The organism is Synechococcus sp. PH41509 (assembly GCF_020514285.1).
In the GTDB taxonomy this organism is placed as follows: Bacteria; Cyanobacteriota; Cyanobacteriia; order PCC-6307; family Cyanobiaceae; genus Parasynechococcus.
Genome location: NZ_VTLD01000010.1, coordinates 1 through 24,874 on the forward strand (window position 1 = coordinate 1; position 24,874 = coordinate 24,874).

Sequence of the window (24,874 nt, forward strand, 5' to 3'; positions counted from 1 at the left end):
CAGCAGCAGTGGGCTTCGCACCGTTCCCGCCCTTGACGAGGAGTGAACGAATCTTGCCGGCTTCAGCGTCGCTGATCGAGCTGCTGTGGCTCTTCGCAGCGATCGACAGCTTTTCAGCCGCGTCCAACACGTCCTTGTTCTCAAGGCCGAGGTCCTTGGACAGCTCGTAAATTCTGACTTTGCCGCTGCTGGTCATTCAGTTCGGGTCTCCGATCGGTCCGGGCATGGAATGCCGCGGTGGCCACTCACACAGTGGGGCCAATGTTCAGTCTGCCTCAGCGGATTCACCAGGGGTCTGGATAAGCCGCTGTTTCAACACCGCAAGCACTGTTTCGGGCACCTGACAACGCAGGGCTTTCTGTAGGCGTTTGCGACGGGTTGCCTCCTCAAGGCAGTTTCCCTCTGGACAGAGATAGGCCGATCGGCCCATCCCTGCATCGAGGAGAACTCCGTCCTGATGGTCGCGGATCACCCTCCAGAGCTGGCGGCGATCTAACAGCTGGCGGCAGGCCACGCAGCGACGCAGGACGGGGCGCTCACTCACCGGACCTGCTCCTGGTCTGGATCAGCATCCACTGCTGTATCCGTGTTGTCTGCTTCTGGCTCGGTGTCAACTTCTGCTTCCGTGCTGGCTTCAACCTCCTCTGCAGTCTCCTCAAGTTCGGAAGATTGCTCTTCGGAGAATTCCTGGCTGGGTTGCTCCTCGCCGTACTCCTCCTCGTCCTCCGGCAGCGGGTACAGCTCTCGTAGGCGTGCATCTTCTTCGGCCCGAGCAGCCTGTTCGGCGGCCAGGCGTTCCTCAGCTTGTTGCTGGAGGGCCTCCTCTTCCTCGCGCTGGGAGATCAACTCAGCCACTACGGCATCCTCAGCTTCCTGGTCGTACTCCGTGGAGTTCTTAATGTCGATCTTCCAGCCGGTGAGTCGGGCGGCCAGGCGCACGTTCTGGCCTTCACGGCCGATGGCCAGGCTCAACTGATCGGGGGGAACCAGCACGTGGGCATGCTGCCCCATCGGATCAACGAGGCGCACCATGTCCACCCTGGCGGGGCTGAGGGAATTGGCGATGTACTGACCGGGATCCTGAGACCAGCGGATGACGTCGATTTTTTCGCCACGCAGTTCGTTCACCACCTGCTGAATGCGGGAGCCGCGGGCTCCGATGCAGGCACCGACGGGATCGACTTCACGCTCGATACTGTCGACGGCCACCTTGGTGCGGGGTCCCACCGAACGGGAGGGTGGATTGGCCTCGCGGGCCACGGCCACGATCCGTACTGATCCCTCCTGAATTTCGGGAACTTCGTTCTCAAATAGGTAGACCACCAAGCCGGCATTGGAGCGGCTGACGAAAAGCTGTGGTCCCCGCCGGGGAACTTCGCTGACCTCTTTGAGGAACACCTTGAAGGTGGCGTTGGCGCGGTAGTTGTCGTTGGGCAGCTGATCGCGACGGGGGAGTTCCGCCTCGACTTCCGGACGCCCCAGGCCTGAGCTGACCGCCATGATCACTGATTGGCGCTCGAAGCGGATCACCCGTGCGGTCAGCACCGGATCCTCCAGATCGGCGAACTCCTCCTGGATCATGCGGCGCTGTTGATCCCGCAGTTTCTGGGCCAGCACCTGTTTGGTGGTGGCGGCGGCCATCCGGCCGAAATCCTCCTTCTCCGGGGTGACATCCAGCACCACCGTGTCGCCCACCTGGGCATCATCAGCCACCTGCATCACCTCGGCAATGGCGATCTGGTGGTCTTCGCTTTCCACCTCATCAACAATGATTTTGCTGGCGAGAACCCGGTATCCCTCCTCTTCCAGGTCAAGGCCGACGTCGAAGTTGCTGAAGTACTCCTCATCAAAGGGGTCTTCGCTGATCCCGAGGTAAAGGGTGCGCCGGTAGCGCTCGTAGCCCTTCAGTAGGGCCTCCCGCAGGGCTGCTTCCACAACCTGAGGTGGCAGCTTCTTCTCTTCACTGATGTCGTCGATCAGATTGGTGAGACCTGGAAGAAGAACGAGAGCCATCGCGTTGGTTTAAGGGAAGGGTTGAGCGGTTGAAGGGGGGTGAACGCTGGGTTCAGCTGCCTGGACTGGTGAGGCGGACACCGATCACGCAATCGCGGGGAATTCGTTTAACTCGCCCGCGAATGTTGATCTGCAGCGTGTCGGCGTCGCGTTCAAGCAAGAGGCCTTCAAGGCGTTGCTCGGTCTCGCCCTTGTCGCGGTGATGGACCTCGATGGGAAAGCCGCGGAAGGTTTGAAAATCGCGATCGCTGGACAGCTGCTCGCCGATTCCTGGACTGCTGATCTCCAGAACATACGCGTCAGTGAGCAGGGTGGAGGCCTCAAGGGCATCCCCAAGCACTCCGCTGAAACCCGCGCAGTCGTCGAGGCTCACATCCGCTCCACTGCTGTGGCGGATCTGCACTTCCAGGGTCATCGGGCTCATATGAGTGAGCAGCTGGATGCCGCAAAGGTCAAAGCCTTTGCGGGCGGCCACGTCGGTGACCAGCGTTTCGAGATCCGGAAGCAGAGGATGAGGCAACGCGAACTGAGGGCGGACGTTGGTCCGACGTGCATTTCAGTTGTGACCGATCTCCGCAGGGAGATGCCCGTCGGACACACCTTCAATGTAGGGGACTGCCCGCCATCCGTCAGGTGTTGCCCAGATCGATGGGCGGTGCATCGGGGAAAGCGTCACCAGCCTGTTCGGTGCCGCGACCTTCGGAATCCTGATTGATGCAGATGCGCTGACGCTCCGGATGAGTCACGTACTGACAGACGCGACTCCAAAGTTTGCTGCGGCTGCCCTGGGGGCCATTGCTGAACTGCACAATGTCCGCTCGTCCTGGGGAGGACTCGATGACGACCTGGCAGAGCTGACATCGTTGTGAATCAGCGGATTTGCTCAAGGCTGAAGATCACAAATTGGCCCGAAGCTAGGCAGAAGCTTCAAAAGCCGCAGTGCGATCAGTGGCAGCCCTGTACGGAAATGCGGTAGCTGAATCCAGTGGCTTGCGGGTCGTTGTTGGCCCCGATCCGGAAATTCACCTGGCTGATGCTCTTGCCTGAGACCTGCTGGAAGGGCCCAAACATGCGGCCGGTGCCTACAGGCGGCTGCAGTTGTTCATCGGCCACCTTGCGGTTGCTTCCATCGCTGAATTTGAGGAAGGCCTGAATGGGATAACTGCTGGGATCGCTGGAATCGGCGGTGAAAAACAGCTTGAAGCTGCGGTAGGGCTGATCCACCACGAAATCGGTGTTCCAGTTGGTGCGGCCGACTGCTTTACCGATGAGCCCTTTGGGACGCTCCACCTTTTTTTTCACAATGGGGTCGCCGCCGCCCACCGGAGTCAGAAAAGTGCAGGCGGCTCGGGCCTGCATCGGAATGAGCAGCAGGCCCAGGACAGGCAGGACAGCGATGGACCGCATGGAGAACCAGATCAATTGGGTGTGATTGGAGTCAGGGGAGGACCCTCTTCGAACCGCTCCAGCAACACCTGAACAGGAATCTGGGTGCCGAAGCGACAGGCGTTGGTTTCGCTGGCCGCCAGGCTGCCGTGCTCCCAGAACTTGTTGCTGCCGTTGCCTCCGCCACAGAGGCCGAAGTATTCACAGCCCTTCTGGCAGGTGTCGACACCGCTAGTCATGTCGGCCATGAGGCGACGGAACTGATCGGTGTGGGTGGACTCCACCAACGACAGATCACGCAGATTGCCGAGGTTGAAGCTGCCATAGCGGTCGCTGGCCACTGACAGCAGCTCGGGGTCGAAGGTGGAGAAATTTCCCTCCCAATCCACGCTGAGAATTGAGAATGGGCGATTCAACTCGTTCTGGGTCATCCGTTCGTTGCCTTGAATCAGGCTGATCACCTGCTCGAATTCACGCAGCACCACGGGATAGCCGTCCTGCTCGCTGAGCCGCCAGAAAGCCCGGAGGAAGTCGCGGTACTTCTCCTCCATCGCTGAGCCTTGCATCGAGGAGCTGGTGTTGATCCCCTCCTGTTCCTCAACGTTGAAGCCCACATCGGTGATGCCGTTGTCCCGGAAGAAGCGATACATGCGCTCCGGTTGCTCCATGGCATCAGCGGTGACCACCGAGATGCAGTGGAAGGGCACATCGTTGCGATGCAGGGCTTCAATCCCCTTCATTGCCATGGCGTGGGAGCCCCGTCCATTGCGGAAGCGCCGGTGGGCGTCGTGGATGTCCTCTGGGCCATCCACACTGATCCCCACCACGATGCGGTTGCGCCGGAAGCAGTCGCACCATGCATCGTTGATCAACGTTGCGTTGGTCTGCACGTGCTGGGTGAAGTCCAGCTCCTGGGCGTTGAACTGCTCGAGGCTGCGATGCAGGATCGCCGTCGCCTCGTCGTACCAACTGGTGGGCAGGGTGAGCGGTTCCCCGGCATGCCATACGAGTCCGAACTCTGGGCCGGCATAGGGGCTTTCCAGAATCCGCTGGATCAACAGCGGCAGAAGATCCAGGTCGAAGACCCGCTTTTTTTGCCGATCAGGCAAATAGCAATAGGAGCAATCGAGGTTGCACAGCGAGGTGGACTGCACAACCACGAGCCCGATGGGCCCGAACCGGTTGAGGTCGGGCCTGACGTTTGGGGAAGAAACAATCACCAGTTCACGAATCCGCCGCCACCGTTGCCCCAGCCACCGCCACCGTTGCGCCAGCCGCCGCCATAGCCACCGTTGCCCCAGGTGCGGCGGCTATTGCCCCACTTGTTGCCGCTCTTTCCATTGCCCCACTTGCCTTTACCGCGGCTGTTGCCGAACTTTTTGCCCTTGCCGTTCTTCCATTTGCTCTTGGCAACAAGTTCACCCTCGATTTCGGGATCCTTGAGCAGGCTGCCCCAGTCGGTGTTCCGCACCGCTTCGATCCGGGCTTCGATGCTGTTGGCTTTGGCCTGACCGTTCAGCTGCTCGGGAGCTGTGTAGGTGGAGCTGGCTTGGGCGGTTTGGCACAGCACGGCGCTGGAGGCCAGCAGTGCTTGAAAGGCAATCAGTGAACGCTTCATGGCTGTTGATTGATAAAGAAGGAAAGCAATCGAGGAACAGTCAGATTCCCGGTGTCGCAGGGGTGTTGATTTCTGCTGTGATGCTGAGGATCAGGCCGTAAAGAGAGCGGATCGACTCCTGGGTCAGTCCCACATCGCTGCCGGGACCAATCCAACGGTTGATCATGCGGCGCGTTCCGGCATCACCGTCCATGTAGGCCTGCATCATCTGGCCCAAGGCGATATTGGTGGACGAGAGCAGCTTGCCGTTGTTTTGTTTGACGATGCAGCTGATGCCCGAGCGGCCGTAGGGGCGGAAAGGCATCAGAGCCGTTTTGTCGATTCGGCTGTTGGCGGCTAACCACAGGGTTCCTCCACCAAGGATCGGAACCTCACCCGCATAGAAGGCGTCCAACGCTTCCTTGGGAGTGTTGAAGCTTTTCAGCGTGGCGCCGGGCACCACGCTTTTCAGCACCTTGGCGGAGGCGGTGTCCGCAACCACGCCGATGGTCTCTCCTTTCAGCGAGTCAGGGGTTCCATCGATGGTGGTGTCGCTGGCCATGAGCAGCCGTGTGCCACCGACGCCGAAGGGAAGGCTGTAAGTGACCTGAGTGGAGCGCCCCCATGTGAAGGCCACGCCACAGGCGATGTCGGCCTTGCCGGTGATGACGGCACCGATGCCTTCATTGACGGAAGACGCGACTCGGTAAGTCACGTTGCGGCGTTTGGCCTGAATCCGGATCTGTTCGAGAACATCAACCCCGAGGCCTTCGTAGCCGGTGTCGGTTTTTTGATACAGCGGCTTGACTTCCTCAAAAATCACCGCCTTGAGCGTTGTGCTTTCCGCGGAGGCTTGTGGAGTCAGGGCAACTGGGCCAGCCAGGGCAAGCAGCGCTGCCGCTGGAGCCAGAAATGCACGCATGCGAAAACTGCATTTCATTGACTCTTAGCTGGATTTTTCAGGCTTGTCCGCCGATTGCAATTGGCGTTGTGAGATTGCGATCGATCGGGACCAACGCCCGCTTCCACGGCTGGATCCGATAAAAAGAAGTCAATTCGTCGGACCTGGTGTTGCGGTACGCCCTGCGTCAACTGTTGGTAGTGCTGGTGGCAGTGGCCTGCTTGGTCGGTGATGGAGCGTCCGTGCAGGCTCTGGAGCACAGCTTTGTCGCCGATGCCGTTCAGCAGGTCGCCCCGGCTGTGGTTCGGATCGATACTGAGCGCACCATTGAACGGCAGCCGTTTGATCCCACGCTTCTCGATCCGTTGCTGCGGGATCTCCTGGGGGACCCCCCTGCGGGGCCGGGCCGGGAACGTGGTCAAGGCTCCGGTGTGGTGATTGATGCCAAGGGGCTTGTGCTCACCAACGCTCATGTGGTGGATCGGGTGGAGTCCGTCAGCGTCACCCTGGCCAACGGAGATCAACGCGATGGCCGGGTTGTGGGCACCGATGCCGTGACTGATCTGGCCCTAGTGCGTCTTGAGGGTGATCAATTGCCCCCCCGGGCTCCCCTCGGTGACTCCGAAGCCATGCAAGTGGGCGATTGGGCGATCGCCCTCGGCACTCCATTTGGACTGGAACGCACGGTGACCCTAGGAATTGTCAGCAGCCTGCATCGCAACATCAACAGTCTTGGTTTTGCTGACAAACGGCTTGAACTGATTCAGACCGACGCCGCCATCAACCCCGGTAATTCCGGCGGCCCCTTGGTGAACGGTGATGGCCAAGTGATTGGGATTAATACCTTGGTGCGTTCTGGCCCTGGGGCTGGCCTTGGTTTTGCCATCCCGATCAACCTGGCCCGCAGGGTGGCCGATCAGCTGCAGCAGCAGGGTGAGGTGGTGCATCCCTATATCGGCCTTCAATTGGTCGCTCTCACGCCCCGGATCGCGCGCGAGCACAACAAGGATCCCAATGCCCTTGTGCAGCTGCCGGAACGCAGCGGTGCTCTAGTTCAAGCCGTGCTTCCCGATGGCCCGGCCGAAAAAGCGGGCCTGCGCCGCGGTGATCTTTTGATCACTGCTGATGATCGCGATATCCCCGATCCTCAGGTGCTTCTGGAAGTGGTGGATGCTGCTGCCATCAATGCTCCACTGCCCTTGAAGGTGCTGCGGGCGGGTCGCGAGTTGACCCTGTCGGTCAAACCTGAGCCCCTGCCTGGAATGGCTTGAAACCCTTGCTACGGTCGCGCCCAAAGGACGAGACCTGATGGCTGATCTTCAGACCCAGATGAAGCAGGCAGTGGCCGATGCCGCTGTTGAACAGATCAAAGACGGCATGGTGCTGGGTCTGGGATCTGGGTCGACTGCCGCACTAATGATTCAAGGCCTGGGCGCCAAGCTCGCCAGCGGCGAACTCAAAGACATCGTGGGTGTAACGACCTCTTTTCAGGGGGAGGTGCTGGCCGCAGAGCTGAACATCCCTCTGCTCAGCCTCAATGCCGTCAACCGTATTGATCTGGCCATAGACGGTGCTGATGAAGTCGATCCTGGCTTCCAGTTGATCAAGGGCGGTGGTGCTTGCCATGTACAGGAAAAACTCGTAGCTGCACGGGCCGATCGTTTCGTAGTGGTGGTGGATTCCACGAAACTTGTGGATCGTCTCAACCTCGGTTTTCTGCTGCCGGTTGAAGTTCTTCCTGGTGCCTGGCGCCAGGTGAAGCAGCAGCTGGAAGCCCTGGGGGGTACTGCTGAACTGCGGATGGCCCAGCGCAAGGCCGGCCCTGTGGTCACGGATCAGGGCAATTTGGTGCTGGACGCCAAGCTCAATGGAGGCATCACCGATCCAGTGGCCCTGGAGCAGACCATCAACAACATTCCGGGAGTGCTGGAGAACGGATTGTTCGTCAACATCACCGATGAGGTGTTGGTGGGCGAGATCGATGATGGCGTGGCGGGGGTCCGCAGCCTGGGGAAGCGCCTCAGCTGAGGCGCCGTCGCACCGATTCGGCGTGGCTGTGCAGGCCTTCACTGGTGGCCAGCTCCTGCACAGCTGAACCTGTTGCTTCCAGAGCAGCCCGGTTGAATCCGATCAGTGAGGTGTGGCGCATGAAGGTTTCAACGCTCAGCGCCCCACTGAAACGCGCGGCTCCACAGGTGGGCAGGGTGTGGTTGGGACCTGCTAGGTAATCCCCAACGGCTTCCGGAGACCAGGGGCCCAGGAAAATGGCTCCAGCGTTCTGGATCCGATCCGCCAGAGGTTCGGGACGTTCGACCAGGAGCTCTAGATGTTCCGGAGCGAAGCTGTCGCTCAGGCGGGCACAGCTCTCGAGGTCGTCGCACACCACCACCAGCCCCCAGTCCCGCAGTGCGGCTTCGCAGATCTCGCGACGGGGGTGGTTGGAGAGCTGCTCGGCGACCGCGGCATTGATCCCGTCGGCCAGAGCATGGTCGGTGGTGATCAGCACCGCCGCCGCCAGAGGATCGTGCTCAGCCTGCGCCAGCAGATCCGCAGCTACCTGATCCGGCTGTGCGGAGTGGTCGGCAATCACCAGCACCTCGCTTGGACCTGCCAGGGAATCGATGGCCACCTGGCCGTAAACAGCTTGTTTCGCAAGTGTGACGTACAGGTTGCCTGGGCCGCTGATCACATCCACCTTGGGCACGCTTTCACTGCCGTAGGCCATGGCGGCAATGGCTTGGGCGCCCCCGAGGCGGAACACCGTCTTCACGCCGGCAAGGCGCGCCGCTGCCAGCACCACAGGGTTGACTTCGCCATCCCGTCCGGCGGGGGAACAGATCACCAGCTCCTTCACCCCGGCGACACGGGCTGGCACTGCATTCATCAGCACGGTGCTGGGGTAGGCCGCGCGTCCCCCGGGCACGTAGAGACCCGCCCGCTGCACCGGTCTCCAGCGCCGTCCGAGCTGCTCGCCGTGGGGACCTGTTACCGCTAAATCGGCGGGACGTTGGCGTTGGTGGAAATCGGTGATGCGGCGATGGGCCAGCTCCAGGGCATCAAGCAGGTTGGTCGGCAGCGTTGTCCAGGCCTGTTCGAGCTCCTCCTGGGGAACCGCCATCGGCAGAGGCCGAAAGCCATCGAACTGTTCTGTGAAGTCTGCAATCGCCGCATCACCGCGGTCGCGCACCGCCGCAAGAATCGCGTCGACCCGTTCTCTGGCTTCGCTTTGCTGGGTCTGAGCCGTGCGGCTTGATAAGCGCTGCAGTTCTGTCTGGGCCTGTTCCGGATCCCGCACGATGCGCAGGGGAGCGACGGCCGGTTGGCTCACAGACAAAGGAATGGGTGGGAGATGTAGTCAAGTTAGGACTCGACAACACTGGGAAGCGGTCCTGTCACGGAGTAAGGTGATGGATTGTTCGCAACGTTGAAGCCTCAGTGGCCAATAACAAGTCAGCCAAGAAGCGGATTGAGATTGCTGAGCGCAACCGTCTGCGCAACCGCACCTACAAGTCGTCCCTGCGCACGTTGATGAAGCGCTGCTTCACTGCCTGTGACGCTTACAGCGCAACCCCTGGCGACGAAGCCAAGACCACGGTGCAGAGCTCGATGCGTGCCGCCTTCAGCAAGATCGACAAGGCGGTGAAGGTCGGTGTCCTTCACCGCAACAATGGTGCCAATCAGAAGTCCCGTCTTAGTGCAGCGGTGCGCAAGGTTCTCGAGCCCGCCAGCTGATTCGGTTCCAACCGGCAGAATGGGCCGAAAGCGCGTTTCGGCCCAGCTGTGTCTCCCACTCCGACGCTGATCGACAGTCACTGTCACATCGTCTTTCGCAACTTTGACGAGGACCTCGAGGACGTGGCCTCACGTTGGCGCGAGGCCGGTGTCGGCGCTCTGTTGCATGCCTGCGTCGAACCTTCCGAAATTCCTGCGATCCGGGCACTGGCTGATCGATTCCCGGAAATGCGGTATTCCGTTGGCGTTCATCCTTTAGATACCCAGCATTGGGCTGATGACACAGCGGCGGTGCTGCGTCGGGCGGCTTTGGAGGATGACCGGGTGGTCGCGATCGGTGAACTCGGGCTCGATCTCTTCCGCGACAAGAACCTGGAGGAGCAGCTTGCTGTGCTGCGTCCGCAGCTGGATCTGGCGGTAGAGCTGAACCTGCCGGTGATCATTCACTGTCGTGATGCCGCCGAGCCGATGCTGGTTGAACTTCGGTCCCGTCAGGCGGAGGGCCGTTGTCCCGCGGGAGTTATGCATTGCTGGGGCGGCACTCCCGATGAAATGCAGAAGTTCCTGGAGCTCGGGATGTACATCAGCTTCAGTGGCACCGTGACCTTCCCCAAAGCTGAGCCCACCCACGACTGCGCCCGTCAGGTGCCCGAAGATCGGTTTTTGGTGGAAACCGATTGCCCCTTCTTGGCTCCCGTACCTCGTCGCGGCAAGCGCAATGAGCCGGCCTTTGTGGCCTCTGTCGCGACGCGTGTGGCTGAGCTGCGGGGTGTGGATCTCGAGAGCGTGGCTTGCAGCAGCACCGCCAACGCCCGACGATTGTTTGGACTCCCTTAACTGGTCTTCCAAGAGTGTCGACTCCATATGTAAGATGTTGTATTGGCCTGGCCATGCGCGGGATTCGTTCTTGTGCGTGGTGCCTGAAGCGTCCATTTCCTTCCGGTGCACTTGTCGTCGTCAGCTGATCTGACCCGCGATTTCTGAAGAGCAGCAGCGGCTCTGTCGGTTCCTTCCTGGAAACCGTCGGTGCCGCTGTTGTTGCGAATCGTCCTGTCGGGTGAGCTTTTGCCGCCAACCCAGTCCTGCCCAATCCCTTCGTCCTCTCTGCCGGTCCCCGCATGAGCAGCAGCGCGATTCAGGTCGCCAAGACCGCCACCTACCTCCCTGATCTGGTGGAGGTGCAGCGGGCCAGCTTTAAGTGGTTTTTGGATCAAGGTCTGATTGAGGAGCTGGAAAGCTTCTCTCCGATCACGGATTACACCGGCAAGCTGGAGCTGCACTTCATCGGTAGTGAGTACCGCCTGAAGCGCCCCCGCCACGATGTGGAAGAGGCGAAGCGTCGCGATGCGACCTTTGCCTCGCAGATGTATGTCACCTGCCGTCTGGTCAACAAGGAGACCGGTGAGATCAAAGAGCAGGAGGTCTTTATCGGCGAACTACCGCTGATGACCGAGCGAGGCACGTTCATCATCAACGGTGCTGAGCGCGTGATCGTGAATCAGATCGTGCGGAGCCCCGGTGTCTATTTCAAGGATGAAATGGACAAGAACGGTCGACGCACATACAACGCCAGCGTCATCCCTAACCGGGGAGCATGGCTGAAGTTTGAGACTGATAAAAACGACTTGCTTCACGTCCGTGTGGACAAGACTCGCAAGATCAATGCGCACGTGCTCATGCGTGCCATGGGTCTGTCCGACAACGACGTGCTCGACAAGCTGCGTCACCCCGAGTTCTACAAGAAGTCGATTGATGCCGCTAATGACGAGGGCATCAGTTCGGAAGACCAGGCACTACTCGAGCTCTACAAGAAACTTCGTCCGGGTGAACCCCCCTCGGTGAGCGGCGGTCAGCAGTTGCTGCAGACACGTTTCTTTGATCCAAAGCGCTACGACCTCGGGAGGGTTGGTCGCTACAAGATCAATAAAAAACTACGCCTCACCATCCCCGACACGGTGCGCACCCTCACCCATGAGGACGTGCTCTCCACGCTTGATTACCTGATCAATCTGGAGCTGGATGTCGGCGGCGCCAGCCTCGATGACATTGACCACCTCGGTAACCGCCGGGTGCGCTCCGTCGGTGAACTGCTGCAAAACCAGGTTCGGGTCGGTCTGAATCGCCTGGAGCGGATCATCAAGGAACGGATGACCGTCGGTGAAACCGATTCGCTGACTCCGGCGCAGTTGGTGAATCCCAAGCCTCTGGTGGCGGCGATCAAGGAGTTCTTTGGCTCCAGCCAACTGAGCCAGTTCATGGATCAGACCAACCCCCTGGCTGAGCTGACTCACAAGCGCCGTATCTCGGCCCTGGGACCTGGAGGTCTCACCCGTGAGCGTGCTGGCTTTGCCGTCCGCGATATTCACCCCTCCCACTACGGCCGCCTCTGTCCGATTGAGACGCCGGAAGGTCCCAATGCCGGTCTGATCAACTCCCTGGCGACCCATGCCAGGGTCAACGAATACGGCTTCATCGAAACCCCGTTCTGGAAGGTGGAGAACGGTGTCGTCATCAAGGAAGGTGACCCCATCTATCTGTCCGCGGACCGTGAAGACGAAGTGCGCGTTGCCCCAGGTGACGTGGCCACCGAGGGCGACGGTCGGATCACGGCGGATCTGATTCCTGTGCGCTATCGCCAGGATTTTGAAAAGGTCCCCCCCGAGCAGGTCGACTACGTCGCCCTGTCGCCGGTTCAGGTGATCTCAGTGGCAACGTCCCTGATCCCCTTCCTGGAGCATGACGACGCCAACCGGGCCCTGATGGGCTCCAACATGCAGCGTCAGGCTGTGCCGCTGCTGCGCCCCGAGCGTGCTCTGGTGGGCACCGGTCTCGAGACCCAGGTGGCCCGCGACTCCGGCATGGTGCCGATTTCTCGGGTGAATGGCACCGTCACTTATGTGGATGCCAACGCCATCGTTGTTCAAGACGAGGACGGCAATGAGCACACTCACTTCTTGCAGAAGTACCAGCGCTCCAACCAGGACACCTGTCTGAACCAGCGTCCGATCGTCCGATGTGGCGATCCCGTGATCGTCGGCCAGGTGATGGCGGATGGCTCGGCTTGTGAAGGCGGTGAGATCGCCCTGGGACAGAACGTTCTGATCGCTTATATGCCTTGGGAGGGTTACAACTACGAGGACGCACTGCTGGTCAGCGAACGTCTGGTCACAGACGACCTCTACACCTCGGTGCACATCGAGAAGTACGAGATCGAAGCGCGGCAGACCAAGCTCGGTCCCGAGGAGATCACCCGAGAGATTCCCAACGTCGCTGAGGAAAGCCTCGGCAATCTCGACGAGATGGGCATCATTCGCGTGGGTGCTTTCGTCGAAAGCGGCGACATCCTGGTGGGCAAGGTGACGCCCAAGGGCGAATCCGATCAGCCGCCGGAGGAGAAGCTGCTCCGCGCGATCTTCGGTGAAAAGGCTCGCGATGTTCGCGATAACTCCCTGCGCGTGCCTGGCACCGAGCGCGGCCGCGTTGTGGATGTGCGCATCTACACCCGTGAACAGGGTGATGAGCTGCCGCCTGGCGCCAACATGGTGGTCAGGGTTTATGTGGCTCAGCGCCGCAAGATCCAGGTCGGCGACAAGATGGCCGGCCGCCATGGCAACAAGGGCATCATCAGCCGCATCCTTCCCCGGGAGGACATGCCTTATCTCCCCGACGGCACCCCTGTCGATATCGTGCTCAACCCCCTGGGTGTGCCGAGCCGGATGAATGTCGGTCAGGTCTTTGAGCTGCTGATGGGTTGGGCGGCGTCCAACTTGGATTGCCGCGTACGCATCGTTCCCTTCGATGAGATGTATGGGGCTGAAAAGTCTCAGCAGACTGTGGAGACTTTCCTCAAGGAAGCCGCCAAGCAGCCCGGCAAGGGTTGGGTGTACGACCCCGAAGATCCTGGCAAGCTCCAGCTGCGTGATGGGCGCACCGGTCTGCCCTTCGACCAGCCCGTGGCCGTGGGCTATTCCCACTTCCTCAAGCTGGTCCACCTGGTGGACGACAAAATCCACGCCCGTTCCACCGGCCCCTACTCCTTGGTCACCCAGCAGCCTCTGGGTGGTAAGGCACAGCAAGGCGGCCAGCGTCTTGGTGAGATGGAGGTGTGGGCACTTGAGGCCTATGGCGCCGCGTACACCCTGCAGGAACTGCTCACGGTCAAGTCCGATGACATGCAGGGCCGCAACGAGGCCCTCAACGCAATCGTCAAGGGCAAGCCGATCCCCCGACCAGGTACGCCGGAATCCTTCAAGGTGCTGATGCGTGAGCTTCAGTCTCTGGGTCTGGACATCGCCGTCTATACCGATGAAGGCAAGGAAGTGGATTTGATGCAGGACGTGAACCCGCGTCGCAGCACCCCCAGCAGGCCCACCTACGAATCCCTCGGCGTCGCGGATTACGACGAGGACTGACGGATCAACGAACGAACCGATTCCCCGCTCCTTCTTCCATAACCGTCAATGACCAACAGCAACCTCCGCACCGAGAACCACTTCGATTACGTCAAGATCACCCTCGCCTCACCCGACCGGGTGATGGAGTGGGGACAGCGCACCCTGCCCAACGGCCAGGTTGTCGGTGAGGTCACCAAGCCGGAGACCATCAATTACCGCACCCTCAAGCCTGAGATGGACGGGCTGTTCTGCGAAAAGATCTTTGGCCCTTCCAAAGACTGGGAGTGCCACTGCGGTAAGTACAAGCGGGTGCGTCACCGGGGCATCGTTTGTGAGCGCTGCGGTGTGGAGGTCACTGAGAGCCGCGTGCGTCGTCACCGCATGGGCTTCATCAAGCTGGCGGCTCCTGTCTCCCACGTCTGGTATCTGAAGGGGATCCCCAGCTACGTGGCCATCCTGCTGGACATGCCCTTGCGGGATGTTGAGCAGATCGTCTACTTCAACTGCTATGTGGTGCTGGATCCAGGCGATCACAAGGATCTGAAGTACAAGCAGCTGCTGACCGAAGACGAGTGGCTGGAAATTGAAGACGAGATCTACGCCGAAGATTCCGAGATCGAGAACGAGCCCGTGGTGGGTATCGGTGCAGAGGCGCTCAAGCAACTACTCGAAGATCTCACCCTCGATGAGGTTGCTGAGCAGCTGCGTGAGGAGATCAACGGCAGCAAGGGCCAGAAGCGCGCCAAGTTGATCAAGCGTCTGCGCGTGATCGACAACTTCATCGCTACCAGTGCTCGTCCTGAGTGGATGGTGCTGGATGTGATTCCAGTGATTCCGCCTGACCTGCGCCCGATGGTGCAGCTCGATGGTGGACGCTTTGCCACCAGTGATCTCAACGATCTCTACCGGCGGGTTATTAACCGCAACAACCGCCTGGCTCGGCTGCAGGAAATACTGGCCCCTGAAATCATCGTCCGCAACGAGAAGCGGATGCTGCAGGAGGCCGTCGATGCCCTGATCGACAACGGCCGTCGCGGCCGCACCGTCGTGGGTGCCAACAACCGTCCGCTCAAGTCACTGAGCGACATCATCGAAGGCAAGCAGGGCCGCTTCCGTCAGAACCTTTTGGGTAAACGGGTCGACTACTCCGGTCGTTCCGTGATCGTGGTGGGTCCGAAGCTGAAGATGCACCAGTGAGGTCTGCCCAAGGAGATGGCGATCGAGCTGTTCCAGCCCTTCGTGATCCACCGCCTGATCCGCCAGAACATCGTCAACAACATCAAGGCAGCCAAGAAGCTGATCCAGCGGGCCGACGATGAAGTGATGCAGGTGCTGCAGGAGGTGATCGACGGTCACCCGATCCTGCTTAACCGTGCTCCAACCCTGCACCGTCTCGGTATCCAGGCCTTCGAACCCAAGCTGGTGGATGGCCGCGCCATTCAGCTCCACCCCCTGGTCTGCCCAGCATTCAACGCTGACTTTGACGGCGACCAGATGGCTGTTCATGTGCCCCTGGCCATCGAGGCTCAGACCGAAGCCCGCATGCTGATGCTGGCCAGCAACAACATTCTTTCTCCTGCAACAGGCGAGCCGATCATCACTCCGTCTCAGGACATGGTGTTGGGCTCTTACTACCTGACGGCGCTTCAGCCCGATGCGACCAAGCCAGAGTTCGGAGACCGCAGCTGCACCTTCGCGGGCCTGGAGGATGTCATCCACGCCTTCGAGGACACTCGCGTCGGTCTTCACGATTGGGTTTGGGTTCGCTTCAACGGCGAGGTCCAAGACGATGACGAGCTGGAAGAACCCAGCAAGAGCGAATCACTCAGTGACGGCACGCGCATTGAACAGTGGAGCTTCCGCCGCGACCGTTTCGATGAAGACGGTGCCCTGATCAGTCGCTACATCCTCACCACTGTGGGCCGCGTGGTGATGAATCACACGATCATCGACGCGGTGGCCGCTGGCTGAATCAAAACAGACGCCCTTTCCTCCCTTTCCTGATCTGCGCGCAGCCATGACCTCTTCCTCGAAATCCCGCAAGTCCAAATCCAGCAAAGCCTCCAAAGCCTCCAAGGCTGCCAAGGAGGCTCCTGTGAGCGCATCCCGTCCGCTCTCGAAGACCCCACCCCCGTTCCGCAACCAGGTCATCGACAAGCGGGCCCTTAAGCAGCTCGTTGCCTGGTCCTACAAGAACCACGGCACGGCGGTGACCTCGTCCATGGCCGACAACCTCAAGGATCTCGGCTTTAAGTACGCCACCCAAGCTGCGGTCTCGATCTCCGTCGACGACCTGAAGGTCCCCGAGGCGAAGAAGGATCTGCTGGGCCAGGCCGAGGAACAGATCACGGCTACCGAAGAGCGTTACCGCTTGGGTGAAATCACCGAGGTGGAGCGTCACACCAAGGTGATCGACACCTGGACCGAGACCAACGAGCGTCTGGTCGATGCCGTCAAAAAGAACTTTGACGAGAACGCACCGCTGAACTCGGTGTGGATGATGGCCAACTCCGGCGCGCGGGGAAACATGTCCCAGGTGCGTCAGCTGGTGGGCATGCGCGGTCTGATGGCCAACCCGCAGGGCGAAATTATTGACCTTCCGATCCGCACCAACTTCCGTGAGGGTCTGACGGTTACCGAATACGTCATCTCCTCTTACGGCGCCCGTAAGGGTCTGGTGGATACAGCGCTTCGTACCGCTGACTCCGGCTACCTCACCCGTCGATTGGTTGACGTTGCCCAGGATGTGATCGTCCGCGAGGACGACTGCGGAACCACCCGCCACATCGTGGTGGAGGCCGAGAATGGCAAATTCCGCAGCCGGCTTGTGGGTCGCCTGACCGCCGCCCAGGTGGTGAATGCGGATGGCGAGGTGCTTGCTGAGCGCGACACCGAAATCGATCCGCCTCTGTCCAAAGCCTTTGAGGCAGCTGGGGTAAAGGCGGTGAGTGTGCGCTCGCCGCTCACCTGCGAAGCCAACCGTTCTGTCTGCCGCAAGTGTTACGGCTGGGCACTGGCCCACAACGAACTTGTCGATCTGGGTGAAGCCGTCGGCATCATCGCTGCCCAGTCGATCGGTGAGCCTGGAACCCAGCTCACCATGCGGACCTTCCACACCGGTGGTGTGTCCACGGCTGAAACCGGTGTGGTCCGCTCGAAAGTTGCGGGCACCGTTGAGTTCGGCAGCAAGGCGCGGGTGCGCCCCTACCGCACGCCCCATGGTGTGAACGCCCAACAGGCTGAGGTTGACTTCAATCTCACGATCAAGCCTTCCGGGAAAGGAAAGGCGCAGAAGATCGAGATCACCAACGGCTCCCTGCTGTTCGTCGATAACGCTGCCGACATTGATGCCGACGTGACGGTGGCTCAGATCGCTGCTGGTGCGGTCAAGAAGAGTGTTGAGAAGGCCACCAAGGATGTGATCTGCGATCTGGCCGGCCAGGTCCGCTACGAGGAGGCGATTCAGCCCCGTGAAGTCACCGACCGCCAGGGCAACATCACCCTGAAGGCTCAGCGCCTCGGCCGGATGTGGGTGCTTTCGGGCGATGTCTATAACTTGCCGCCCAACGCACAGCCCGTCGTTGGTGGTGAGACCCAAGTCACCGAGGGTCAGGTACTAGCTGAGGCAAGCCAGCGCAGTGAGTACGGCGGTGAAGTTCGCCTGCGCGATTCCATCGGTGATTCCCGCGAGGTGCAGATCGTCACCACGGCGATGACCCTCAAGGACTTCAAGCTGCTTGAGGAGTCCACCCACTCCGGTGAGATCTGGAATCTCGAGGCCAAGGACGGCACCCGATATCGCCTCAACACCATCCCCGGAAGCAAGATCGGTTCCGGTGAGGTCATTGCCGAACTGGCGGATGATCGCTTCCGCACCGGCACCGGTGGCCTGGTGAAGTTCGCACCCGGTCTGGCGATCAAGAAGGCCCGTTCCGCCAAGAACGGCTACGAAGTCAACAAGGGCGGCACCCTGCTGTGGATCCCCCAGGAAACCCACGAGATCAACAAGGACATCTCCCTGTTGATGATCACCGACGGTCAGTGGATCGAGGCCGGCACCGAGGTTGTCAAAGACATCTTTAGTCAGACCGCCGGCATCGTCACTGTTACCCAGAAGAACGACATCCTGCGCGAAATTATCGTCCGCAGTGGTGAGTTCCACCTCTGCACAGATGCCAAGGCGTTGGAGCGTTTCGAGGGCGATGGCCAGATGGTCAACCCCGGCGAGGACGTTGCCAAAGGGCTGTCCGTTGATGTCATGAAGTATGTGCAGACGGTCGAGACCCCTGAAGGAAAAGGCCTGCTGCTGCGTCCGGTTGAGGAATACACCATCCCCAATGAGGCCCAGCTGCCTGAGCTGTCTCATGTGAAGCAGGCCAATGGCCCTCACCTCGGAATCAAGGCCACCCAGCGTCTGGCCTTCAAGGACAACGAGCTGGTCAAGTCAGTCGAGGGTGTGGAGCTGCTGAAGACGCAGCTGCTTCTGGAGACCTTCGACACCACCCCTCAGATGACGGTGGATGTGGAGAAGGCTCCCGACAAGCGTGCCAAGACCATTTCCCGTCTGCGACTCGTGATCTTGGAGTCAATCCTTGTGCGTCGCGACACCATGTCTGACTCCAGCCATGGTTCGACCCACACCGAGCTGCAGATCGAGGACGGTATCTCCGTTAAGGCTGGCGATGTTGTTGCCACCACTCAAATCCTTTGCAAACAGGCTGGTCTGGCGCAGTTGCCAGAAGCGACGGAAGCCGACCCGGTGCGTCGGATGATCGTCGAGCGCCCCGAAGACACCACCACCCTCAGCACCTCCGGCAAGCCGGTGGTGAGCGTCGGCCAGCGGATTGTCGACGGCGACCCCCTCGCTGATGGGGAAACTGCCAGCTGCTGCGGTGAGATCGAGGCTGTTTCCGGTAACAGCGTCACCCTGCGTCTGGGACGCCCCTACATGGTGTCCCCGGACTCCCTCCTGCACGTGCGCGATGGCGACCTGGTGCAACGAGGTGATGGTCTGGCCCTGCTGGTGTTTGAGCGGCAGAAGACGGGTGACATCGTTCAGGGTCTGCCCCGAATCGAAGAATTGCTAGAGGCCCGTCGCCCCCGCGAATCCGCGATTCTCTGCAAGAAACCCGGAACCGTTGAGATCAAGCAGGGTGAAGACGACGATTCCCTCGTCGTCAATGTGATCGAATCCGATGACGCCATCGCTGAATATCCGATCCTGCTCGGCCGCAACATCATGGTGAGCGATGGTCAGCAGGTCACGGCTGCTGAACTGCTGACGGATGGCCCGATCAACCCGCATGAGCTTCTCGAGTGCTACTTCGAGGATCTGCGCAGCCGCAAGCCTCTGATGGAGGCCGCCCAGGAAGCGATCGCCAACCTGCAGCACCGCCTGGTGACTGAGGTTCAGAACGTCTACAAGTCTCAGGGCGTGTCGATCGACGACAAGCACATCGAAGTGATCGTGCGTCAGATGACCAGCAAGGTGCGGGTGGAGGATGCCGGTGACACCACTCTGTTGCCGGGTGAATTGATCGAACTGCGTCAGGTGGAGGACACCAACCAGGCAATGGCGATCACGGGCGGTGCTCCCGCCGAATTCACGCCGGTTCTGCTGGGTATCACTAAGGCGTCGCTCAACACCGACAGCTTCATCTCCGCCGCCTCCTTCCAGGAGACGACCCGGGTGCTGACGGAAGCCGCCATCGAAGGCAAGAGCGACTGGCTGCGCGGTCTCAAGGAGAACGTGATCATCGGTCGCTTGATCCCTGCCGGTACAGGCTTCAGTGGTTTCGAAGAGGAGCTGCAGAAAGAGGCTGGTCCCCACCCCGACATCCTGTCGGAGGACCCCGCTGGTTACCGCCGCATGCAGAACCTGCGTCCCGACTACACCGTTGATATGCCTCCTGCGGCGAGTGCCACTGCTGTTCTGGATGACCCCAGCGATGCCGACCTTGAGGCCACCCGCACCCGCCACAACATCGACCCCTCGGCGAGCAATTTCGCCGCGTTCACCCGTCCGGACGCCGACAATGAGCTGAAGGAAGAGCAGGTGGTTGATGCTGAAGCCGTTGAAGGTCTTCAGGAGGAAGGCCTGCTCTCTGACGAATGAGCTCCGCTCAATTGTTCACCGTCGCAGACCCTTCCATGCTTGAGCCCACTGAGATCCCCACGAGACGCCTGCCCCGGTATGGGTTCCACACCCATACCGAGCGGCTGAACGGACGCTTGGCCATGCTTGGCTTCATCGCCCTGATGGCGGTGGAGATCAAGCTGGGCCATGGTTTGCTGATCTGGTGAGCCAGGCTCTGCTGGGTCGCAGTGCGGCCGAGCTGCAGGACTGGGCGGTTGCCCAGGGGCAGAAACCGTTCCGTGGCCGTCAGCTCCACGATTGGATTTATGCCAAGGGTGCCCGTTCCTTGGCAGACATCACGGTCTTTCCCAAGACCTGGCGTGCCGCGCTGCTCGAGGACGGCATTGATGTCGGTCGCCTGAAGGAAGTGCATCGTTCAGTGGCAACCGATGCCACCACCAAGCTGCTGCTTTCCACAGAAGACGGCGAGACCATCGAAACCGTGGGCATTCCCACCGACCAGCGGCTCACGGTCTGTGTGTCCAGCCAGGTGGGTTGTCCCATGGCCTGCCGCTTCTGTGCCACTGGAAAAGGGGGGCTGCAGCGTTCGCTCCGGACCCACGAAATCGTGGATCAGGTTCTGAGTGTGCGTGAGGCGATGGAACGACGTCCTTCCCACATCGTCTTTATGGGAATGGGTGAGCCTCTTCTGAACAGTGAGGCTGTTCTGGAGTCGATTCGCTGCCTTAATGATGATCTCGGCATCGGCCAACGGCGCATCACCGTCAGCACGGTTGGTGTTCCGAAGACCTTGCCGCAACTTGCGGAACTGGCCATGCAGAGGTTGGGGCGAGCCCAATTCACCCTTGCTGTGAGTCTCCATGCGCCCAACCAGAGGCTGCGCGAGGAGCTCATCCCCACGGCCCATGCCTATCCCTATGAAGCTCTTCTTGATGATTGCCGTCACTATCTGGATGTGACCGGTCGCCGGGTGAGTTTCGAATACATCCTTCTCGGTGAACTCAACGACCAGCCCCACCACGCAGCAGAGCTAGCGGATCGCGTTGGTGGCTTCCAGAGCCATGTGAACCTCATCGCCTACAACCCGATTGAGGAGGAGGAGTTCAAGCGGCCGACGCCGCAGCGGATCGAGGCGTTTCGTCGTGTCCTTGAACGACGTGGTGTCGCCGTCAGCCTTAGGGCCAGCCGCGGGCTTGACCAGAATGCGGCCTGCGGCCAGCTACGGCGTCAGCAGATGACCTCGAGCTCCGCAGAGAGCTGAACGTTGGGACGAACGGTGGGCTGATGGCGTGTTCATCAGCAGACTGCTGCTGAACAGGGTCTTCGAATGACAGCAATCGACTGGCTGCTTCTCGGTGCCTACCTCGCCCTCACCCTGATGCTGGGGTTGTGGCTCTCGCGCCGCAACAGCGGCGAAGAGGATTATTTCGTGGCCGGCCGTCGTCTCAACGGTTGGCTCGCTGGTGCATCGATGGCCGCCACCACCTTCTCCATCGACACGCCGCTGTACGTCGCTGGCCTCGTGGGCGCACGCGGGTTGGCTGGGAACTGGGAGTGGTGGAGTTTTGGTTTGGCCCATGTGGCGATGGCTGTTGTGTTTGCGCCCCTCTGGCGGCGTAGTGGCGTGCTGACCGATGCCGCTTTCACCGAGTTGCGTTACGGCGGTCCGGCGGCGGCATGGCTGCGAGGCATCAAGGCCTTCCTACTGGCCGTGCCGGTCAACTGCATCGGCATCGGTTATGCCTTCCTCGCGCTTCGCAAGGTGGTGGAAGCCCTGGGCCTGGTGTCCGGTCAACCAGCTGCCCTGGGGCTCACAGACACGGTCTGGTTGTTGATGGTCGTCGCCCTGCTCGTGATGAGCTACACCGTTGCCGGTGGCCTTTGGGCTGTTGTGGTCACCGATCTGGTCCAGCTTGTGCTGGCGTTGGCGGGTGCCCTGGCCGTGGCCGTGGCTGCCCTGCATGCAGCAGGCGGAATGACGGCTCTCCTGGAGCAACTGCAGGCCTTGCAGAGGCCTGAGCTGCTGTCTCTGGTGCCCTGGACCTGGGATGAGTCTGGCTTCAGTTGGTTGCAGGGCAGTGGCATCAGCATCCCGATGTTTACGGCCTATATCGCTGTGCAGTGGTGGAGTTTCCGCCGCAGCGATGGGGGGGGCGAGTTCATCCAGCGGATGCTGGCCACCCGTGATGAGCAGCAGGCACGGTTGGCGGGCTGGGTGTTCCTTGTGGTGAATTACCTCGTGCGCAGCTGGCTCTGGATCGTGGTTGCTCTGGCGGCTCTGGTGCTGTTGCCGGCCGGCTCTGATCTGGAGCTGGGCTATCCAGCCCTTGCGGTGCAACTGTTGCCCCCCGTGGCGCTCGGCCTGGTGGTGATCTCGCTGGTGGCGGCGTTCATGAGCACCGTGAGCACATCGGTGAATTGGGGCGCCAGCTACCTCACCCACGATCTGTATCAGCGGTTTATTCGTCCTTCCGCCACTCCGCGGGAGCTGTTGCTGATCGGGCAACTCACCACTGTTCTGCTGCTTGTTCTGGGCGTGATTACAGCCCTGATCAGCGACAGCATCGGTGCGGTGTTCCGCCTGGTGATTGCCATCGGTTCAGGCCCGGGTGTGGTCCTGGTGCTGCGCTGGTTCTGGTGGCGGGTCAACGCAGCGGCTGAGCTGTCGGCCATGCTTTGCGGCTTTTTTGTGGGAGTGTTCACGTCTGTGGTTCCCCTGGTTCGGATTGAGGATTACGGGGTTCGCATTGCGGTGATCACCGGTCTCTCAGCGGTGGTCTGGTTGGCTGTGATGCTGACCACGTCTCCGGAATCGGATGCTGTCTTGGAGCAGTTTGTTCGGACGGTTCGCCCTCCGGGACCTGGTTGGGCACGTCTTCGCCAGCGCTTTGGCGTCATGCCCATGGAGTCCCTACCTGCGATGTTGCGTCGCTTCGTTCTCGCTTGCGGTGTGCTGTTCGGCGGCTTGCTCGGGACGGGTGGGTTTCTGTTGCACCAGCAGTGGACTGGCTGGATTGGTCTGTCGGTTCTGATCCTCTCGATCTGGCAACTGCGGCGGCGTGTCGATGCCGTGCCGTCTTGAGCAGAATGGCGCCTTGGTTGCAGTGTTCCGGTGTCGTTTTTTCGTTCCACCCTTCTGCCGGCTCTGATTGTTCTTCTGTTCGTTCTGGCGTTGGTGGCCGTGAGTGCGCGGATCTGGCTCCCCGGTGACATGCTGGCTCCAGCTCCGATGGGTTGAGCCCTGGAATGCCTCCCGTAGCATCGATCCATGACTGACGATCGCAGCCAACAGAAGGACCAGGGGCTCTCCAACCTTTCCGTGGATCCTGAACTTCTGGCACGCGAGCTGGCGGCCGAAGAGGACGTGGATCCGCTTGATGCGATCCAGCTCGACAACACCGATCAGGATTCCTCCCTGGAGATTGCCAGGGCCTGTGACCAGGCTCTGATCTGGTTGCGGGGCAAACACGGAGAACGTTTGCAGGGTTTGCAAGTGTTTTGCGAATACCGCGACCCCAGGGCGATCGCCTTGCTGCTGCCTCTGCTGCAGAACTCCTGTCCAGTGGAGCGGATGAGTGCGGTTTACGCCTTGGGTCGTAATCCATCGCCTCCGGCCGTTGAACCGCTGCTGCAGCTGCTGCAGATGGATGCCAATGCCTACGTCCGTAAGGCCGCGGCTTGGAGTCTGGGCAATTTTCCGGATGCGCCGGTGCTCAATCCGCTCATCCGTGCCTTGCAGACGGATGTCGCTGCGGTTCGCCTGTGGTGTCCAGGCTCGTTAGCTGAGGCCGGCAGCCGTTCACCGGTGAAGGCAGACCCCGCTGCGGGGCAACTGCTTGTAAGCCTGCGCATCGACAGCGAAGCGGTGGTGCGCAGCAACTGCATTTGGGCCTTGGGCCGTTTGATCGATCAGCTGGTGCAACCGCGGCAAGCCGAGATCGTTGAAGCTCTGGTCAGTGCCCTGCTCCACGACGGTGAGATTTCCGTGCGTGATGAGGCCAGAACCGCTCTCGAACAACTGGAGGATCCGCTGGTGCTGGAACGTCTGCAGACGTTGATCAACGACGGATTCATCCTGTAACAGGGCTATGTAACGAGGAAGGCAACAATCAGCGGTGACCCCCACTAGATTGCTGCGCAAATCACGCCGCTTCGATGCCCCAGAAGACCATTCGTTTCACCATTCGGCCCGATGGTCGTGTGGAAGAGCGGGTCGAGGGGGTTGTTGGTGAGGCGTGCCAGCAGCTCACTGAAGAAGTTGAAGCTGCACTTGGAACGGTTGAACGTCAGGAGTCCACATCCGAAGCGTTTCTGCAGCCTGAGGTCCAGTCCCAGATTCTTCCCGCTCATACGAACTGATGTCGCATTTCAGCACAGTAAAGACCGAACTGCGTCAGCTCGAGCCTCTGGTCAAAGCTCTGGAAGATATGGGCTACGCCCCTGATCAGGGGGAACGTCCCGTGCGTGGCTATCGCGGTCAGACCGTCACGGCCGATCTGGCCATCGCAGTGCAAGAGGGAGGCGACATCGGCTTCCGCTGGAACAGCGCATCTGAGTCCTACGAGCTGGTGACCGATCTAGATCTTTGGAAGCAACAGATTCCTGTGGAACGCTTCCTTTCCAAGCTCACCCAGCGATACGCCTTGAACTCTGTTTTGGCAGCCACCTCAAAAGAAGGTTTTCAGGTCGCAGAACAGACCCAGGCACAGGATGGTTCGATTGAACTCGTGGTGACCCGCTGGGACGCTTGAAAC

23 protein-coding genes and 1 pseudogene are annotated in these 24,874 nt (G+C 60.5%); 14 read left to right on the top strand and 10 right to left on the bottom strand.

The annotated features are described in order from the left end of the window. From FZZ88_RS04445 to grrP, 9 genes are all read right to left on the bottom strand, one after another. Positions 1-196, bottom strand: a 196-nt coding sequence (locus FZZ88_RS04445; RefSeq protein ID WP_230332831.1) for a translation initiation factor IF-2 N-terminal domain-containing protein, incomplete at its 3' end; no start/stop codon positions are given. 69 nt (positions 197-265) lie between these two features. Further along, the gene (locus FZZ88_RS04450; protein WP_166017949.1) at positions 266-544 is read right to left on the bottom strand and encodes a YlxR family protein; all 279 of its coding nucleotides are present in this window, start codon (positions 542-544) and stop codon (positions 266-268) included. Then, positions 541-2,013, bottom strand: coding sequence for a transcription termination factor NusA (nusA, locus tag FZZ88_RS04455; RefSeq protein ID WP_166017951.1), 1,473 nt, complete (start codon positions 2,011-2,013; stop codon positions 541-543). Before nusA ends, FZZ88_RS04450 begins: the two co-directional genes overlap by 4 nt. A gap of 52 nt (positions 2,014-2,065) precedes the next feature. Next, positions 2,066-2,533 (bottom strand): ribosome maturation factor RimP, encoded by a 468-nt coding sequence (gene rimP / locus FZZ88_RS04460; protein WP_166017953.1) that lies wholly within the window; start codon positions 2,531-2,533, stop codon positions 2,066-2,068. Positions 2,534-2,642: 109 nt separating this feature from the next. Continuing rightward, positions 2,643-2,900, bottom strand: coding sequence for a hypothetical protein (locus tag FZZ88_RS04465; protein WP_166017955.1), 258 nt, complete (start codon positions 2,898-2,900; stop codon positions 2,643-2,645). A gap of 58 nt (positions 2,901-2,958) precedes the next feature. Then, positions 2,959-3,420 (bottom strand): hypothetical protein, encoded by a 462-nt coding sequence (locus FZZ88_RS04470; RefSeq protein WP_226423726.1) that lies wholly within the window; start codon positions 3,418-3,420, stop codon positions 2,959-2,961. A gap of 11 nt (positions 3,421-3,431) precedes the next feature. After that, positions 3,432-4,619 carry a cyclophane-forming radical SAM/SPASM peptide maturase GrrM/OscB gene (grrM, locus tag FZZ88_RS04475; RefSeq protein ID WP_166017958.1) on the bottom strand — a complete coding sequence of 396 codons (1,188 nt, stop codon included), beginning with the start codon at positions 4,617-4,619 and terminating at the stop codon, positions 3,432-3,434. Next, on the bottom strand, positions 4,616-5,017 hold the full coding sequence (gene grrA / locus FZZ88_RS04480; protein ID WP_166017960.1) for a GrrA/OscA1 family cyclophane-containing rSAM-modified RiPP: 402 nt from the start codon (positions 5,015-5,017) through the stop codon (positions 4,616-4,618). The genes grrM and grrA overlap by 4 nt, the downstream gene beginning before the upstream one ends. 40 nt (positions 5,018-5,057) lie before the next feature. Further along, positions 5,058-5,918 (bottom strand): extracellular substrate binding-like orphan protein GrrP, encoded by an 861-nt coding sequence (gene grrP / locus FZZ88_RS04485; protein WP_166017962.1) that lies wholly within the window; start codon positions 5,916-5,918, stop codon positions 5,058-5,060. Positions 5,919-6,097: 179 nt separating this feature from the next. Here grrP and FZZ88_RS04490 point away from each other — a divergent pair, with 179 nt between their 5' ends. Continuing rightward, positions 6,098-7,168 carry a trypsin-like peptidase domain-containing protein gene (locus FZZ88_RS04490; protein ID WP_226423738.1) on the top strand — a complete coding sequence of 357 codons (1,071 nt, stop codon included), beginning with the start codon at positions 6,098-6,100 and terminating at the stop codon, positions 7,166-7,168. A 37-nt stretch (positions 7,169-7,205) separates the two neighbouring features. Continuing rightward, positions 7,206-7,925, top strand: coding sequence for a ribose-5-phosphate isomerase RpiA (gene rpiA, locus FZZ88_RS04495; RefSeq protein ID WP_230332832.1), 720 nt, complete (start codon positions 7,206-7,208; stop codon positions 7,923-7,925). Here the strand turns inward: rpiA and hisD are convergent. Continuing rightward, positions 7,918-9,225 carry a histidinol dehydrogenase gene (hisD, locus tag FZZ88_RS04500; protein WP_166017967.1) on the bottom strand — a complete coding sequence of 436 codons (1,308 nt, stop codon included), beginning with the start codon at positions 9,223-9,225 and terminating at the stop codon, positions 7,918-7,920. The genes rpiA and hisD overlap by 8 nt on opposite strands. A gap of 107 nt (positions 9,226-9,332) precedes the next feature. On the opposite strand from hisD, the gene rpsT reads away from it, so the two are divergent. The 12 genes and pseudogenes from rpsT to FZZ88_RS04555 all read left to right on the top strand — a co-directional run bounded on the left by rpsT (position 9,333) and on the right by FZZ88_RS04555 (position 24,871). Continuing rightward, positions 9,333-9,629, top strand: coding sequence for a 30S ribosomal protein S20 (gene rpsT / locus FZZ88_RS04505; RefSeq protein WP_115022238.1), 297 nt, complete (start codon positions 9,333-9,335; stop codon positions 9,627-9,629). A 48-nt stretch (positions 9,630-9,677) separates the two neighbouring features. Then, positions 9,678-10,466, top strand: a complete 789-nt coding sequence (locus FZZ88_RS04510; RefSeq protein ID WP_166017969.1) for a TatD family hydrolase — start codon at positions 9,678-9,680, stop codon at positions 10,464-10,466. Between the two features lie 281 nt (positions 10,467-10,747). Continuing rightward, entirely contained in the window at positions 10,748-14,041 is a 3,294-nt protein-coding gene (gene rpoB / locus FZZ88_RS04515) for a DNA-directed RNA polymerase subunit beta (protein WP_166017971.1), read from the top strand. A gap of 48 nt (positions 14,042-14,089) precedes the next feature. Next, positions 14,090-15,994: pseudogene (locus FZZ88_RS04520) on the top strand (DNA-directed RNA polymerase subunit gamma). Positions 15,995-16,040: 46 nt separating this feature from the next. After that, entirely contained in the window at positions 16,041-20,138 is a 4,098-nt protein-coding gene (locus FZZ88_RS04525) for a DNA-directed RNA polymerase subunit beta' (protein ID WP_166017975.1), read from the top strand. A gap of 35 nt (positions 20,139-20,173) precedes the next feature. Continuing rightward, positions 20,174-20,326: a high light inducible protein gene (locus tag FZZ88_RS04530; protein WP_115093315.1), complete on the top strand. Its 153-nt coding sequence runs from the start codon at positions 20,174-20,176 to the stop codon at positions 20,324-20,326. Next, entirely contained in the window at positions 20,323-21,381 is a 1,059-nt protein-coding gene (gene rlmN / locus FZZ88_RS04535) for a 23S rRNA (adenine(2503)-C(2))-methyltransferase RlmN (RefSeq protein ID WP_166017977.1), read from the top strand. Before FZZ88_RS04530 ends, rlmN begins: the two co-directional genes overlap by 4 nt. A gap of 66 nt (positions 21,382-21,447) precedes the next feature. Beyond that, positions 21,448-23,202 (top strand): sodium:solute symporter family protein, encoded by a 1,755-nt coding sequence (locus tag FZZ88_RS04540; protein WP_166017979.1) that lies wholly within the window; start codon positions 21,448-21,450, stop codon positions 23,200-23,202. Positions 23,203-23,232: 30 nt separating this feature from the next. Then, positions 23,233-23,358 (top strand): hypothetical protein, encoded by a 126-nt coding sequence (locus FZZ88_RS12145; protein WP_255453122.1) that lies wholly within the window; start codon positions 23,233-23,235, stop codon positions 23,356-23,358. Between the two features lie 30 nt (positions 23,359-23,388). After that, complete coding sequence (locus tag FZZ88_RS04545) at positions 23,389-24,201, top strand: HEAT repeat domain-containing protein (protein ID WP_115022225.1); 813 nt, start codon at positions 23,389-23,391, stop codon at positions 24,199-24,201. 74 nt (positions 24,202-24,275) lie between these two features. After that, a complete protein-coding gene (locus FZZ88_RS04550; protein ID WP_166017981.1) occupies positions 24,276-24,479 on the top strand; it encodes a DUF2997 domain-containing protein in 204 nt (67 codons plus the stop codon). Beyond that, on the top strand, positions 24,479-24,871 hold the full coding sequence (locus tag FZZ88_RS04555; RefSeq protein WP_115093245.1) for a DUF1257 domain-containing protein: 393 nt from the start codon (positions 24,479-24,481) through the stop codon (positions 24,869-24,871). Before FZZ88_RS04550 ends, FZZ88_RS04555 begins: the two co-directional genes overlap by 1 nt. Positions 24,872-24,874: the final 3 nt, after the last annotated feature.